This is a genomic window from Photorhabdus heterorhabditis (assembly GCF_018448905.1).
GTDB classification, from domain to species: domain Bacteria; phylum Pseudomonadota; class Gammaproteobacteria; order Enterobacterales; family Enterobacteriaceae; genus Photorhabdus; species Photorhabdus heterorhabditis.
Genome location: NZ_RCWA01000021.1, coordinates 64,626 through 79,126, shown reverse-complemented (window position 1 = coordinate 79,126; position 14,501 = coordinate 64,626). Strand labels below are relative to the sequence as shown.

Genomic DNA, 14,501 nt, shown 5'->3' with positions numbered 1-14,501 from the left:
GGATATGCTGGAATGGATACCCCAATTGGTGGAACTCTTGAATGCAGGGTATAATACAACCGAACAGCGCAATGTGGTATTAAGCTATATTTTACTGAATGGGCATACGCTGGATCTCTCACACTTTGTCCATCAACTGATTGAACAATCTCCGGAGCATGAAACGATGTTGATGACTATTGCAGAACAGCTTGAACAAAAAGGGCGCGAGCAAGGTATCAAGCAAGGTATTGAGCAGGGTATCGAGCAAGGTATTGAGCAAGGTATTGAGCAGGGTATTGAGCAAGGCCGAGAGGAAGGTAAAGTGGAAACGGCTCGAGCCTTATTACGGCATGGCGTCAGCCTGGATATTATTGTCACCAGTACCGGACTGAGCCGGGATAAAATTGAAGCGTTAAAGCATTAAATTAATCTTCTTTTTATACAGCAAAATGCCGATATTCAAGATCGGCATTTTTGTTCTTATTTATACCCTATGGATTTCAAGATGCCTCGCGGCGGCAAGAGCGCGAATCCCCGGGAGCATAGATAACTCTGTAACTGGAGTGAGTGCCGCCAACTTGAAAGATGACGGGGATAGACAACGAGTAGTCATGACTACCTGATAAGACAGAGAAACAGACTGTGGCGAAGAAAGAAAAACGGCCTCACCATGACGCGTTATTTTTACTGAATGGGCATACGCTGGATCTCTCACACTTTGTCCATCAACTGATTGAACAATCTCCGGAGCATGAAACGATGTTGATGACTATTGCAGAACAGCTTGAACAAAAAGGGCGCGAGCAAGGTATTGAGCAAGGCCGAGAGGAAGGTAAAGTGGAAACGGCTCGAGCCTTGTTACGGCATAGCGTCAGCCTGGATATTATTGTCACCAGTACCGGATTGAGCCGGGATAAAATTGAAGCGTTAAAGCATTAAATTAATCTTCTTTTTATACAGCAAAATGCCGATATTCAAGATCGGCATTTTTGTTCTTATTTATAGGGAGCAAAATGACACCTTAAGAGCGATTAAGTGATTTGTTTGCGGAAACAAAATGACTTGTTCTGTTTCGTCAAAACCTCAACGTTCATGCGCCTGATGTGACCGTTTATTATTGATTTTGGCATCCGAACAGAGTTCATAAAAAAAACAAACCATAGGCTCCATACGATCTTCTCCACTCACTCTTTTGATCATCAATTAATCGATAAAAGAGAAATAAAAAATAATTATCCCTTCATAATTTTCCTATCCCTAAAACCAAATAAAACCGCGCTAATACTTAAAATGAGTAACCCATGCCATACCAATTAATGATTATTACTCACTATTAATTAATATTTCGTCCAAAGATTCATTACTTATAATCATGCCGCTTTATTAAATGCGATATGAATAATTGCTAAGTAAATTTTTTCAGCATAAATAATAATCGCCGTAAGGCAGTTTGCTGCGGTAGCTATACCCATAGCTCAGTGCTAATCAAAACCTCAGTGTTAACCAAAACGAAGCAATAACACTTTGTTTATCTTTTAAACGCAAATAACCAATAAGGAAAAAAATTATGTCTACAACTCCAGAACAAATTGCTGTCGAATATCCTATCCCTACTTACCGCTTTGTTGTCTCAATCGGTGATGAGAAAGTTCCCTTTAACAGCGTTTCCGGCCTCGATATTTCTCATGACGTTATCGAATATAAAGATGGTACCGGCAATTATTATAAAATGCCGGGTCAACGTCAGGCGATCAATATTACGCTGCGTAAAGGTGTCTTCTCCGGTGATACTAAACTTTTTGATTGGCTTAATTCTATTCAACTTAATCAGGTCGAGAAAAAAGATATTTCAATCAGCCTGACTAACGAAGCCGGTACTGAAATTTTAATGACCTGGAGCGTGGCAAATGCCTTCCCAACTTCATTAACTGCCCCTGCTTTTGATGCCACCAGCAATGAAGTTGCTGTTCAGGAAATTAGCCTGACAGCGGATCGAGTCACCATTCAAGCAGCTTAACGCTGTCTACTCAGAATATTGCACAATAATTGGAGGCAACATGCCAACATATTCCTATCCCGGCGTTTATATTGAAGAGGACGCCTCCCCTGCACTCTCCGTTCGTTCCAGTGCAACGGCAGTGCCAGTTTTTGCTGTTGCAAACAACGGTTCATTAATATCAGATAAACCCTATATTCGTGTTAGTAGTTGGATGAACTATTTAACACTAAAAAGCGACCCATTTAATCCTAAGAATATCCTTGACGTTTCACTGCGTGCCTATTTTATTAACGGTGGTGGATATTGCTATCTCATCAAAACTCAAGATTTAGAAACACAAGTACCAAAACTTGACGATGTGACATTACTGGTTGCTGCCGGAGAAGAGATCAATGAGGTGACAGGAACACTTTGTCAGCCGGGTAAAGGATTATTTGCTATTTTTGATGGCCCAAAAGATCAAATAACTTCGGCTCAAAAACCAGACGAACTCCTCAAATCTTATTCCACTACTTCTTATGGTGCAGTTTATTACCCTTGGCTGACCGCTGAATGGGGAGAAAATAAAGCCACCGTTGATATTCCGCCCAGTGCAGTTATGGCCGGTATTTATGCCAGTGTCGATAACAGCCGGGGGGTCTGGAAAGCGCCCGCTAACGTTCCTATTCAGGGTGGATTACAACCTAAATACCCGGTAACCGACGACCTGCAAACGCAATATAACCAAGGCAAGGCATTAAATATGATCCGTACCTTTCCTAAGAGCGGTACGCTGGTTTGGGGGGCTCGTACACTTGAGAACAGCGATAACTGGCGTTATATCCCAGTCCGCCGCCTGTTTAATAGTGCAGAGCAAAATATTAAAAATGCCATGAGTGTTATGGTATTTGAATCCAATAGCCAACCGACCTGGAAAGCCGTTCACCGCGCTATCGATAACTATCTCCACACCCTGTGGCAGCAAGGTGGCTTAATGGGCAACAAAGCCGAACAAGCTTACTTCGTCCAGATCGGTAAAGGTCTCACCATGACCGATGACGATATCAAGCAGGGCAAAATGATTGTCAAAGTGGGTCTGGCGGCAGTTCGTCCAGCCGAATTTATTATCTTGCAGTTTACGCAGAATATCGCGCAATAATCGGAGGCAACATGCCAGCTATACCAACTATGTCAACAACACCAACTTATCCTGGCGTCTATATTGAAGAAGATGCCTCACTGGCTCTCTCTGTTAGCCAAGGGAACACGGCAATCCCGGTTTTTATTGGCCGTTTCTCACCGAAAAAAATCAGCGCAACGCCACAAATAACACACGTGAGTAGCTGGTTGGATTTTACTAACCTGTTTAATGTGGGTTGTATTAGGTCGGTAGCAATCAAATTAACTGAACCTACTTCACCATCTGCCCCTTCCGTTCCTGAGAAAAACGAAGGGAATGAAAAAACCGAAAGTAATACAAAAGCCAAAAACAATATAGAAACTTTTGCCGCCCAAAAGATGACGCTTGATACAGACGATAAAAATAACAGTGATTCTTACAATATAACTGTCGGCACCTATACAACAAGCAGTGATGCTTTAAAACTTTATTTCCAAAATGGTGGCGGTCCTTGTTATATCCTGCCAATTTCTCATTCAGAAGATACCAACACGCTGGCATTAATCCCTGAGTTAATTGAGCAGGCTTTAGAAATTACCTTGATCGTCTGCCCTGAACAGGATCCCGCTTATCAGAGTGCAATATATGGCAACCTGACCCCTTTATTAAAGGCAGGATATTTTCTTATCGCGGATAATCCGAATAAAGAAACTGCACTTAGCGTTAGCCTGCAATCACAAACCGCGACTTATTATCCCGCAGTGAAAGTCTCACAACTTATTCAGATGGAAGAGAGTACCATTGCAGTTGAAGGTTATCAGGATAAAAAAGTTACCCATCTGGCAGAGCTCAAAAAGCAAAACTCAGAACTCTACGCACAAGTTATCCAGGCAATAAAACAAAAAATTGCAGATAACAAAAAACTCATTCCTGCCAGTGCAGTCATGGCTGGTGTCTATTGCGCCACTGACGCCAACCGCGGCGTCTGGAAAGCACCGGCTAACGTCGTGCTGAGTGGGATCAGTGATGTAGCAGAACGGCTCAGCAACAGTGAACAAAGCACCATAAATCAAAAAGGCATCAATGCGATCCGTTATTTCAGTAACAAAGGGTTTGTCGTCTGGGGCGCACGTACTCTGCAAGATGATGACAACTGGCGCTACATTCCGGTTCGACGTTTATTTAATGCGGCAGAACGGGATATCAAGCAAGCTATGCGATTTGCCGTGTTTGAACCCAACAGTCAGCCCACTTGGGAACGGGTCCGCTCAGCCATTGATAACTATCTCCATCAACTCTGGCAACAAGGGGCACTGGCCGGTAATAGCCCGCAGGAAGCCTATTTTGTCCAGATTGGTCAAGGTGTCACCATGTCCGACACTGACATTAAACAAGGCAAAATGGTGGTGAAAGTTGGCATGGCGGCGGTCCGTCCGGCTGAATTTATTATCCTGCAATTTTCGCAAAATGTAGCACAGTAATCGTACTGAGGCGCGGTTCGCCGCGCCTATTCTGACAAGGAAATGAGAATGGAAATAAAACAGCCGGGCGTCACCATCACGGAGAACCTGATATCCCAGCAACAAGATGAGGCGTTTATCGGTGTGCCGGTTTTTATTGGTTACACCGCAAAAAGTCCAGACAACAAAACCGTCGTCAAGTTAAACAGCCTGACCGATTTTACCCTGTCATTTGGTGAATCAGGATTAACATACTATTCCGTACGCCACTTTTTTGACAACGGGGGTCAACAAGCCTATGTACTGTCGTTAGGATCGGATAAACCACGAGGCGATTTTCACTCATTAACCACCACTCTACAACAAGATTGGGTTAAACAAGCGATCTCGGCACAGAGTGCTATCACGCTGATTGTGGTCCCCGATATTGTCTATCTGAATCAGATGGATGCTCCCGATTCAGAAATCGATCAATACAATAAGATTCCGTTCTGGCTACAATTTTGGCAATCCGTACTTAATCTTTGCCAGTGCCGACGCGGCATCATGGGATTGCTGGATGCCCCCGATGATCCCGCACTGGCCGCGAAATGTTTAACCCAGCTCTCTTCCTGTGATCGGCAATGGGGCGCGGTATACTGGCCAAGATTGAACAGTGCTTATCAGGAACAAGATCGGCCTGTTGTTCTTTCGCCGACTGCAGCGGTGGCCGCCGTCATCCAGCGTAACGATAACCAAATGGCGGTCTGGCATGCCCCCGCGAACGTCGCGTTAGCCAAGGTGATAAGCCCAATACGCTCTCACATTGAAGCCGATACCCTGTTTAATCAGAATGGCCCTTCGTTGAATCTGGTTCGCAGCTTCCCCGGTAAAGGGATCAAGATCTGGGGATGCCGCACGCTGGACAATACCCCCGATTCTCCCTGGCGCTATATCCAGACGCGCCGTCTGGTTTCTTATATCGAAGCCCATATGACTCAACTGGGTCGGGCCTTTGTGTTTGAACCGAATAACGCCATCACCTGGATGAAGTTTAAAGGTCAGGCTTACAACTGGTTACGTCAGTTATGGCTAAATGGCGGACTGCGTGGTACGCAGGAAGATCAAGCTTTCGAGGTGTTGCTGGGGGTTGACGAATCGATGAGTGAAGCGGATCTACAAGCTGGGAAAATGATCATGAAGATCAGGCTGGCACTGTTAATTCCAGCGGAATTTATCGAGTTGAATCTGACATTTGATACCCGCACCGGGATCAGCCATTAACAGGGGCAAAATATGAACAATTTATACACCCCGTCGGTGTCACACCGTTTTATCGCCAGTTTTCTGTTTAACCATATCCCCAGCCCTCTCGACATTGCCTTTCAACGGATATCGGGGCTTAGCCGTGAATTGCAAACCACTCAACACAGCCAAGGCGGAGAAAATGCCAGAAACGTTTGGCTAGCGGAGAAGATCCAGCACGGTAGCTTAGTACTGGAACGCGGTGTGATGACCGTCACGCCGCTGACTTGGGTGTTTGATCGCGTCCTGCGCGGCGAGAAAGCCGTGTATGCCGATGTGGTCATCATGCTACTGAATGAACATTCAATTCCTGTGGCAAGCTGGACATTAAGTAACGCCCTACCGGTTCGCTGGTCTACCGGCGACCTTGACGCCAATAGCAATACGGTGCTGATCAATACTCTGGAATTACGTTATCAGGATATGCGCTGGTTAGGAGTGAAAGCATGACGGTTGAAATTAAAGAGCTGATTATTCAGGCTAAAGTGACCGATTCAGCCAGTCACTCCAGCGCACCACGCACACTGGCGCAGGAAGCGCTGGATAACGCCCAACTGATTGAAAAGGTGAAACAAGCCGTGTTAGATGCCTTGCGTGAAACAGGAGGTCATTATGAGCTTAATTGAACGCAGCCTGTCCAAACTCACCCTCACCGCTTTTAAAGACCGTGAAGGGAAAATCTCGGTAGGCAGTTTGCAAGCCATGTATAACCCCGATACCATCCAACTCGACTACCAAACCCGTTATCAGCAGGATGAAAGCATTAACAGTGCCAGCCAAAGCAGCCGCTATGTGTTATCCCAACCGGGCGGTCTGTCATTAGTCCTGTTATTTGATGCCACCATGCCCGGTAACAACACTGCGGTAGAAACCCAACTGGCGACGTTGAAAGCCTTGTGTGCCGTGGATGCCAGTACCAACGTCCCCCACTTTCTTAAAATCAAATGGGGTAAAATGCGTTGGGAAAACAAAGGCTATTTCGCCTGTCGGGCCAGCGGCCTTAGCATCAGTTACACCCTGTTTGACCGAGACGCCACACCGTTGCGGGCCAGCGCTACTTTATCTCTGGTAGCAGATGAAAGCTTTGTGATTCAGGCTACCGAGCAGCAGTTAAAATCTCCCCCGGCTACTGCGGTTAACGTCACGGATATGCTCTCCCTGCCGTTGATCGCCTTAGGTGCCGGCGCTTCTCTGGCCGGTGGAATTGATTATCTCTCGCTGGCCTGGCAAAACGGTCTGGATAATCTTGATGACTTTACCCCCGGACAAATGTTGCAAGCCAAGGGGGATGCATGAAGATACCTGCGATAACGCTCAAAATAGGTGGCAAAACGCTCAACCACTTTACGGTTATCAGCTTAACAGCAAACCATCATATTAATGGCATCCCCTCGGCTAACATCACGCTAGGGATCGCCGGTGATGCCCGCCATATTTTTGATGCCAAGGCACAAGCTGAACTAGCAAGTTGCCGCCCTAATCATCAACTTAGCATGCAGATTGAAAAAAATGTGGTGTTTAAGGGGATCATCGTGCGGCAAACATTGGGGCTTAAAGGTCAGGACAGCATCATTACTCTGACCGCCAAACATGCATTGCAAAAATTAACTCACAACTTCCACTCACAACTGTTCAACAAACAAAGTGATGAGGCGATTATCAAGAAGTTGTTTAGCCAAGCAGGTATCCCTGTCACGATAAAACCAGCGCCTCAGCTTAAAACGGTACATGAGCAAATGGTGCAATTTCGCTGTAATGACTGGGCTTTTCTAAAAAGTCGGCTGTTCGCGACCCATACTTGGCTGCTGCCCGGCAACGATAGCGTGACGCTGGTCACCCCGGAATCCCTGAACCGGTCAACCGTGCATACCCTCCACCAGCGAGCTAACCCTCAGGATGCGGTGTTATTTGAAGCGAATCTGCAATGGGATAACCAACGCAATCCCAAAACCGTGAATGTACAATCCTGGGATATCGCCCAACAGAAACTGTCTCCAACCCATCAGGTAAAAAGCAGCGGACTGGGTCACAATCAACTCGCCACCGACAACCTGACATCATTGACCAACCAACAATGGCAGTGGGTGTTCAGCTATCCGTTGGATAATGAACAGGCCAAACAGCTTGCCCAAGGCATTCTGAATAACCGCCGAAGTCATAACGTCTCCGGTAATTTTGAAGTCGAAGGCGATAACCATTATCAAGCCGGCGATATTCTGGCGTTAAACGGCTTTGGTCAGGGGATGGATGGTCAGGCGATTATCACCGGTGTCAGTCACACCATTACTCAACGGCAAGGCTGGCGTACCCGGCTAACGCTGGGGCTATTACCGGAAACAGAGCAAGTTGTACCACCGGTTAAAGAGCTGCATGTCGGGATCGTAGAAAAATACCAAAAAGATAACCAATCGCAGGGCCGTATTCCGGTCAAAATCCCGGCCTTAAACTTAACCAATGGCACCCTTTTTGCCCGCTTAAGTAAGCCTTACGCCAGCCATGAAAGCGGCTTCTGCTTCTACCCTGAACCGGGGGATGAAGTGATTATCAGCTTCTTTGAAGATGATCCGCGCTTTCCAGTAATCTTAGGCTCGATGCACAATCCTAAAAACAAAGCACCGTTAGAACCGAGTGAAAAAAATCCAATAAAAACCTTAGTGATTAAACAAGGGGAAAATCAACAGGCATTAATCTTCGATAATCAAGATCAAACCCTCACCTTAAATAGCGGAAAAAATAAATTATCTTTGCAACAGGATAAAGATATCACGCTTAATTCTGCTAAGAATCTTATTACCCAAGCTCAGGAAATTAAAATAGAGGCGCAAAAATCTCTATCCGCCTCTGGTAAATCCGGCGTAGATATTAAAGGTGCGAAGATTAATCTAACCCAATAATAAGGTAATAAGATGACAAACAAAGTATTAACCAACAAAGTATTAACCGATATTTATGGTCGGGGTTGGGCCTTTCCGCTGCAATTTTCTATTAAAGATAGTACGTATAAAGATAGCACGCATCCTGAAATACCCACGGGCGTCACCATGGCGGAAGGGGCCGAAAACGTTCGCCAAAATATGAAAATTCTTTTTCTCACCGAACCCGGCGAACGAATTATGCGTGAGAATTATGGCTGTGGCCTGAATGATTATCTGTTTGCCAATATTCGTGACGAAATGATGGCAGAAATTCAGACTCGAATTGAAGAACGGGTATTGCGTTATGAGTCCCGCGCCGATATTAGCGAGATCCAAGTGAACCAGAGAACCCACTTGCCCAATACCCTGCATATTCAGGTCACCTATACACTGAGAGGCAGCGAAATCAGCCAGCAAATTGAAGGCGCCCTTGCAGTGAATGAAGGCCGGGTACAGGTGAGTTTATGAGCAAACAACTGGTGGTGGATGGTGACACTTTGCTGTTCGAGCCGTTATTTGGCAACCGGCAAGTCACCATTCTGGGGCCGGCAACCATCCGGGGTAGCGGACATGCCCAAATTCAGGGCAAAAAGATCGTTATGATCGGTGATGAAAAAAAGGTGCAATTTCAGGCGCAATATATTACCCCAAGCCACCCAGTTCCCGGCATGGGGATGGTCACCATTGCTCAATTGGATGCCAGCCAACAAGTCAACTTTTGCCGCAGTCCTGCCACGGTAATTGTCGTCGGGCAACAATTTATCGCCCGATTTACCCCGACACAGCCAGCCAATAATCCATCGAATGGCCCGGATGTGACCGCCCCCAGTATGGGCAAAGGCCGGTTTATTGCCAGCCAATATGCAGTCACTGCCGGATAAATAATCTTTTTAACTTTATTTCAAATAATCATGATCCCTGAAAACCTATTGGGAATAATTACATAACAGGCGGTAAAAATATGGGACAAGCTGAGTTAGAAAATAAACTCTCTGCTATTGTGCCGGATACTGTATTTAAACTTGATGAAAGAAGTACGCTAGATATTTTAAATTGGCTTAAAGCTTATGCTAAAGAAATTCCTTTCGATCAAGAGAAAAAACAGTTCTGGGATAGCTTCTACTTTATTCAAGAAAATAATCCTCAACAACTAGCGGATATTTACCAAAATGTAAATAAAGCCGATGGCCTTTTACCGGCACATCAAGCTTTTATCTTGGCTTTTTTAAAGTTATTAGAAACAAATAATCGATTATTAAATACCTTCCCGGCCCGGCACCGTGATCTTTATTACCGGGAATTATTGGGGCTGAAACCCAAAAAAGCCCAAGCAGATAAAGTTGCGATAGGAATTACTCTGAATACGGACAGTACAGAATTTCTGGTCGCCCGGGGAACGCTGTTTGACGCAGGACAAGACAACGCAGGTAATCCGTTACAATATGCATCTGATACGGATTTACTGGCGAATCAGGGAAAATTAACCGATCTACGTTGGCATCGGAAAATTGGCAATGTCTGGAAATCAGCAATACTATTAAGCGACTCAGACAACATTGAATTCCCCAAAAACGGTATTCAACTTTTTAGCGAAACATCCAATGATCTTGAGGTTCAATCCGCCCCCCTGAATGGGAATGGGGGCGAAGCAAATATATCATCATTAACCTATGACACATGCTACTTAGGCTTTACCAATGTATTACCGGGACAAACTCTATCTCTCTATTGGCAATTAGCAGGCGTTAAAGCACTCGCTTTATCCTGGTCTTATCTCAACAACAGCAATAGCTGGAGCAAATTAGACAAATTAGTTGATGACCAAACCCATAACCTGTCTAAACGGGGTATCTGGCGCACCTTATTACCACAGGATGCGACAAATCAGGCGACCCTGATGCCAACGGGACGCTACTGGCTGAAAGCCGAGATAACGCCTCAAACCGATCCGCAAGATTACCTACGCATTAAGGGCCTGTTGTATAACGCTACCACCGCGACATTAGTCAACGCAGAAACCGTTGAGCAGGAGCACTTTATCAACGGATTAGCCGCCGACAGCATTAAACAGCCGGTAAACACGGTTGTTGCCATCAGCAACGTCACCCAACCTTGGGCCTCCTGTAACGACCATCCACTAGAAACCGAGCAAGCCTTCCTGACTCGGCTCCCTGCCCGGTTATCTCACCGTAACCGGGCGCTGAGTTGGGGCAACATTGTCACCTTATTAAAAGAGCAATTTGTCAGCCTGTTTGATGTCAAATACCCGTCTGCCAGTGAATTAACCAAAATCCCGGCACCTGAAAAACAGCAACTGATAGTGATCCCTGACAGCCGTTATAAAGATAACGGTGATGCACTGCGCCCAACGTTAAACTCCGCTCGGCTGACAGAGATGGTCGAATGGATCAAACAACTCAGCAGCCCTTGGGCAGACCTTAAGATCAGCAATCCCACTTACATTGACGTTAATGTGAACTATCAAGTGACCTTTACCGCAGGCGTTAACCCCGACTACGGATATCATCAGCTACAACAGCAATTAAGCCGAAAATATATGCCGTGGAGCGAAAATACCGCTATCGGCGTGACAACCGGTAATCGCATTGACTACTACCAGTTGTTAGCCACGATCCAGCAATCTTCTCTGGTGGAACGCGTCACCGATTTAAGCCTAACCATCACTAATCGAGTCGCGAGTGTCGCGGGTGTCGCGGGTGCCGTGGGTAAAAGTATCGAGGCCGCCGATAATGAAGTGCTGATTTTAGTCTGGTCAGAGCAGCGTCCCTCAAACCAAGGAGTTAACCCATGAGTCATCAAGATGCCCTGTTTCCTATCGTCAAAGACGATATTACCTTCGATGCCTTGCTCACTCAGGCCAAAACAGTCATTGAGCAGCAATCCGGCCAATGCTGGAGCAATACCAGTGAAAATGATCCCGGCATCACCTTATTGGAAGCCTGCTGTTATGGTGCCTCCGATCTGGCCTACCGCCACACATTACCACTGAGAGACCTGCTAACGCCAAAACCAGAAGACCAAACATCCGGCGACGGTATTTTTCCTCAGGAGTTCGGCCCACAACAAACGCTAACCTGTGGCCCGATCACCGCAGAAGATTATCGCCGGGCTTTATTGGATTTACATAGCAGCGACACGGCTAATGAAACAAACGAAGGTTATTTTTTCTTTAATGATGTTCAATTAATTCGTGAACCTGAAAATCAACGTTATCAGTATTGGTATAACAAACAGAAACGTGAATATAGCTTTAAAAACTCCGGATCAGATAGCCAATTAGCACTAAGAGGAAATTATTGGCTTTATTTACTCCCTAGTCGGGAAACTGAGATCGATAAAACATTGGCTCAGAAAAAACTCAACGCTTTCCTAAAAAATAATCGTAATCTGGGGGAATTCATTAGCAATATTATCTGGCTGCAACCTACCGATCTCCCCTTGCAGATTGATATTGAATTTGAAGACAACGTCATCGATTTTGCTGATATTTTCGCTCAGGTTTATATGACGGCGGAACAGATGGTGCAGGCAAAGCCCGAACGTTATACCACTCAGGCCATGAAAGATCAGGGTTATCATCATGAAGAAATATTTGCCGGCCCTTATTTACATCATGGTTGGATACCGACCTTACCTCAAACCAAAGATTACACCAGTGCTACAGTATTAAATCTCAGCCATCTGGTTAATCGGCTACTGGCGATTAAAGGTATTCAGCGTATCACCCGGCTGGCATTAGCTCATCACGACAAAACTATTACGCCATTGTCGAACGATAATTGGTCCTGGAGAATTGCCCAAGGATATTACCCTAGATTATGGGGTAGCGATCCCTTAGCATTAATTACCTCAACAAACAGCCCGCTTACCATTACCGCCAAAGGGGGCGTTAAAATTGGTGTTTCTAAACAAGATATCGAAGAAAAGCTTATTGCAGAACCACTGATTAATACACAGCCGGAATTACTGCCTTGGGGGAAATATCGCAAAGTTCTGGATTACTATCCGGTAAGTAATAAATTACCGGCTTGCTATGGATTGCAGACTAGCAAACCTACGCCGCAGCAAGTGCAATTACACCAATTTATGCTACCGTTTGAACAAATGCTGGCTAACGGCTGTGCCGAACTCGCCCTATTACCGAAATTACTGGCCTTTAAACAACGGGGAAAAACAGTACACGGTGTGCAATGGCCTTTTAAAACGGGTACAGTCAGCCATCGTGTTCACCAACAAGTCATTCCTGATTTAACCGCAAAACTAAGCCGCGATTCACAAATCTATATTGATAACCATATTCAGAAGCCAAACTATATAAAAGAGGCGACAATTCTGAATTATCTGTTGGGCTATTTTGGTGCTCAACTTGCCGCCAGACCACTCACCCTCAACTTTCGGGATTTTCTCAATACTCAACGCGGCTATCTGGCTCAACAACCGGAACTGACCTATCAACGTAATAATATTCGGATTGATAAAGTATCGGCACTGCAAAAACGAATTGCTGCCCGCTTGGGTTTGGGTGGAGAATGTTTCAGTAAAACACCTAATCTGGATGGCCTGCCTTTTTATTTAATTGAACATCGTCAACTTTTGCCGATAAAACCCGACACGAAATTCGACGATAAACAAAAACCCGACGATCTAAAGGTAATTGAAGAGAATTCAGACTCTAAAAATCATCAACTCATCATCACACAACAAGGTATTGCAGGTCGGTTATTACAAGGTCAGGTAATTAATTTGATTATTATTGAAGGTGATAGAGAGTTTATATTACGGAGCCAAATGATCACCGAAGTAACAGGAGATACCTTTTCCCTTAGTACCCGTAACAGCAGCGATTTGGAACGCAATCTGGACAGAATAAGACAGAAATTTAATGATGGTAATCTGCGCTGGAAAAATAGCCCAGTATGGCTGGAAGATATGGATTATCAATTGGTTTATGCCGATGAGACATATAAAAATGCTACCGACGATCAACGTTGGATTACTTCCAGTGCTCAAAGCCCCTTCCCTGCTATGATTGAAGAAAATGATGAAATCACCCTGAAATATGTGATTACCCCCTCTGAGTCAGACCTAAAAATATCACCTCGTACAGTTCTCGCTGAACCACCCGAATATGAACTCAAAGCGCGGGTAGTTAAATTTGATCGTATTCAAGGCAAGATATTAATTAAACGCAACCAAGACTCACCGAATAAAAACTTTCCAAAAGAGGCCGAAGCATGGCGTTATCGCTGGTATTTCTCCAGCGAAAAATATGCCTTAGCCGATCGCTTTTCATTTGTGGTTAGCGTGGTAGTGAATCGTCAGTTAATTGAGAATGACAAAGTTGATCCTTATAAGTTGGAATCTTGGGTGAAAACAGAAATATTAGCTGAATTCCCCGCACATATTTCAATGATTATTCACTGGTTGTCACCAGAACATTTTAAAGATTTTGCCAACACCTATAAACGTTGGCAAAACAATGACGCCCCTTTAGGAGACGAAGCATACCATATTTTAGAGACCTTAACCTTGGGACGCCTGCCTTCTGATGCAACCGGTATTGGTAATATGCGAATTGCCACTAAACAGCAACGTACCGAGGTCATTGGTGGATCTGGCAATCAATGGAATGCAACAGTCATAACAAGTAATCAATTATTATATGTGCCTTCTCCTAGGGAGCGAACCAAACCAAATTAAATTATTAATAAAAATAATAGCAAAAATACAAACCAATTTAT

Annotated in this window: 12 protein-coding genes and 2 pseudogenes; all 14 read left to right on the top strand. The window is 45.0% G+C overall.

What is annotated here, in order from left to right:
• Nucleotides 1–406: pseudogene (locus EAE89_RS14080) on the top strand (RpnC/YadD family protein); the annotation flags it as partial.
• Nucleotides 407–666: 260 nt separating this feature from the next.
• A pseudogene (locus EAE89_RS14075) lies at nt 667–921 on the top strand (ISNCY family transposase); the annotation flags it as partial.
• Between the two features lie 628 nt (nt 922–1,549).
• Nucleotides 1,550–1,999 carry a phage tail protein gene (locus EAE89_RS14070; RefSeq protein ID WP_011145991.1) on the top strand — a complete coding sequence of 150 codons (450 nt, stop codon included), beginning with the start codon at nt 1,550–1,552 and terminating at the stop codon, nt 1,997–1,999.
• 40 nt (nt 2,000–2,039) lie between these two features.
• Nucleotides 2,040–3,119: a phage tail sheath family protein gene (locus EAE89_RS14065; protein ID WP_214086088.1), complete on the top strand. Its 1,080-nt coding sequence runs from the start codon at nt 2,040–2,042 to the stop codon at nt 3,117–3,119.
• Nucleotides 3,120–3,148: 29 nt separating this feature from the next.
• A complete protein-coding gene (locus EAE89_RS14060) occupies nt 3,149–4,561 on the top strand; it encodes a phage tail sheath family protein (protein WP_054480023.1) in 1,413 nt (470 codons plus the stop codon).
• Between the two features lie 48 nt (nt 4,562–4,609).
• Nucleotides 4,610–5,803: a phage tail sheath family protein gene (locus EAE89_RS14055; RefSeq protein ID WP_149617238.1), complete on the top strand. Its 1,194-nt coding sequence runs from the start codon at nt 4,610–4,612 to the stop codon at nt 5,801–5,803.
• Between the two features lie 12 nt (nt 5,804–5,815).
• Nucleotides 5,816–6,274 (top strand): phage tail protein, encoded by a 459-nt coding sequence (locus EAE89_RS14050; RefSeq protein WP_214086087.1) that lies wholly within the window; start codon nt 5,816–5,818, stop codon nt 6,272–6,274.
• Nucleotides 6,271–6,450 (top strand): DUF5908 family protein, encoded by a 180-nt coding sequence (locus EAE89_RS14045; protein ID WP_054480017.1) that lies wholly within the window; start codon nt 6,271–6,273, stop codon nt 6,448–6,450. Before EAE89_RS14050 ends, EAE89_RS14045 begins: the two co-directional genes overlap by 4 nt.
• Entirely contained in the window at nt 6,437–7,120 is a 684-nt protein-coding gene (locus tag EAE89_RS14040) for a CIS tube protein (protein ID WP_054480016.1), read from the top strand. Before EAE89_RS14045 ends, EAE89_RS14040 begins: the two co-directional genes overlap by 14 nt.
• Nucleotides 7,117–8,718, top strand: coding sequence for a phage baseplate assembly protein V (locus EAE89_RS14035; protein WP_214086086.1), 1,602 nt, complete (start codon nt 7,117–7,119; stop codon nt 8,716–8,718). The genes EAE89_RS14040 and EAE89_RS14035 overlap by 4 nt, the downstream gene beginning before the upstream one ends.
• Before the next feature lie 12 nt (nt 8,719–8,730).
• A complete protein-coding gene (locus EAE89_RS14030) occupies nt 8,731–9,207 on the top strand; it encodes a GPW/gp25 family protein (RefSeq protein WP_214086085.1) in 477 nt (158 codons plus the stop codon).
• Nucleotides 9,204–9,620, top strand: a complete 417-nt coding sequence (locus EAE89_RS14025) for a hypothetical protein (protein ID WP_214086084.1) — start codon at nt 9,204–9,206, stop codon at nt 9,618–9,620. Before EAE89_RS14030 ends, EAE89_RS14025 begins: the two co-directional genes overlap by 4 nt.
• An 80-nt stretch (nt 9,621–9,700) precedes the next feature.
• Nucleotides 9,701–11,551, top strand: a complete 1,851-nt coding sequence (locus tag EAE89_RS14020; RefSeq protein ID WP_214086083.1) for a hypothetical protein — start codon at nt 9,701–9,703, stop codon at nt 11,549–11,551.
• Nucleotides 11,548–14,460: a hypothetical protein gene (locus EAE89_RS14015; RefSeq protein WP_214086082.1), complete on the top strand. Its 2,913-nt coding sequence runs from the start codon at nt 11,548–11,550 to the stop codon at nt 14,458–14,460. Before EAE89_RS14020 ends, EAE89_RS14015 begins: the two co-directional genes overlap by 4 nt.
• Nucleotides 14,461–14,501: the final 41 nt, after the last annotated feature.

Bases quoted from the DNA above. Each gene is read 5' to 3' on its own strand.
- EAE89_RS14070 (WP_011145991.1), top strand. From the start codon at position 1,550: ATGTCTACAACTCCAGAACAAATTGCTGTCGAATATCCTATCCCTACT.
- EAE89_RS14065 (WP_214086088.1), top strand. From the start codon at position 2,040: ATGCCAACATATTCCTATCCCGGCGTTTATATTGAAGAGGACGCCTCC.
- EAE89_RS14060 (WP_054480023.1), top strand. From the start codon at position 3,149: ATGTCAACAACACCAACTTATCCTGGCGTCTATATTGAAGAAGATGCC.
- EAE89_RS14055 (WP_149617238.1), top strand. From the start codon at position 4,610: ATGGAAATAAAACAGCCGGGCGTCACCATCACGGAGAACCTGATATCC.
- EAE89_RS14050 (WP_214086087.1), top strand. From the start codon at position 5,816: ATGAACAATTTATACACCCCGTCGGTGTCACACCGTTTTATCGCCAGT.
- EAE89_RS14045 (WP_054480017.1), top strand. From the start codon at position 6,271: ATGACGGTTGAAATTAAAGAGCTGATTATTCAGGCTAAAGTGACCGAT.
- EAE89_RS14040 (WP_054480016.1), top strand. From the start codon at position 6,437: ATGAGCTTAATTGAACGCAGCCTGTCCAAACTCACCCTCACCGCTTTT.
- EAE89_RS14035 (WP_214086086.1), top strand. From the start codon at position 7,117: ATGAAGATACCTGCGATAACGCTCAAAATAGGTGGCAAAACGCTCAAC.
- EAE89_RS14030 (WP_214086085.1), top strand. From the start codon at position 8,731: ATGACAAACAAAGTATTAACCAACAAAGTATTAACCGATATTTATGGT.
- EAE89_RS14025 (WP_214086084.1), top strand. From the start codon at position 9,204: ATGAGCAAACAACTGGTGGTGGATGGTGACACTTTGCTGTTCGAGCCG.
- EAE89_RS14020 (WP_214086083.1), top strand. From the start codon at position 9,701: ATGGGACAAGCTGAGTTAGAAAATAAACTCTCTGCTATTGTGCCGGAT.
- EAE89_RS14015 (WP_214086082.1), top strand. From the start codon at position 11,548: ATGAGTCATCAAGATGCCCTGTTTCCTATCGTCAAAGACGATATTACC.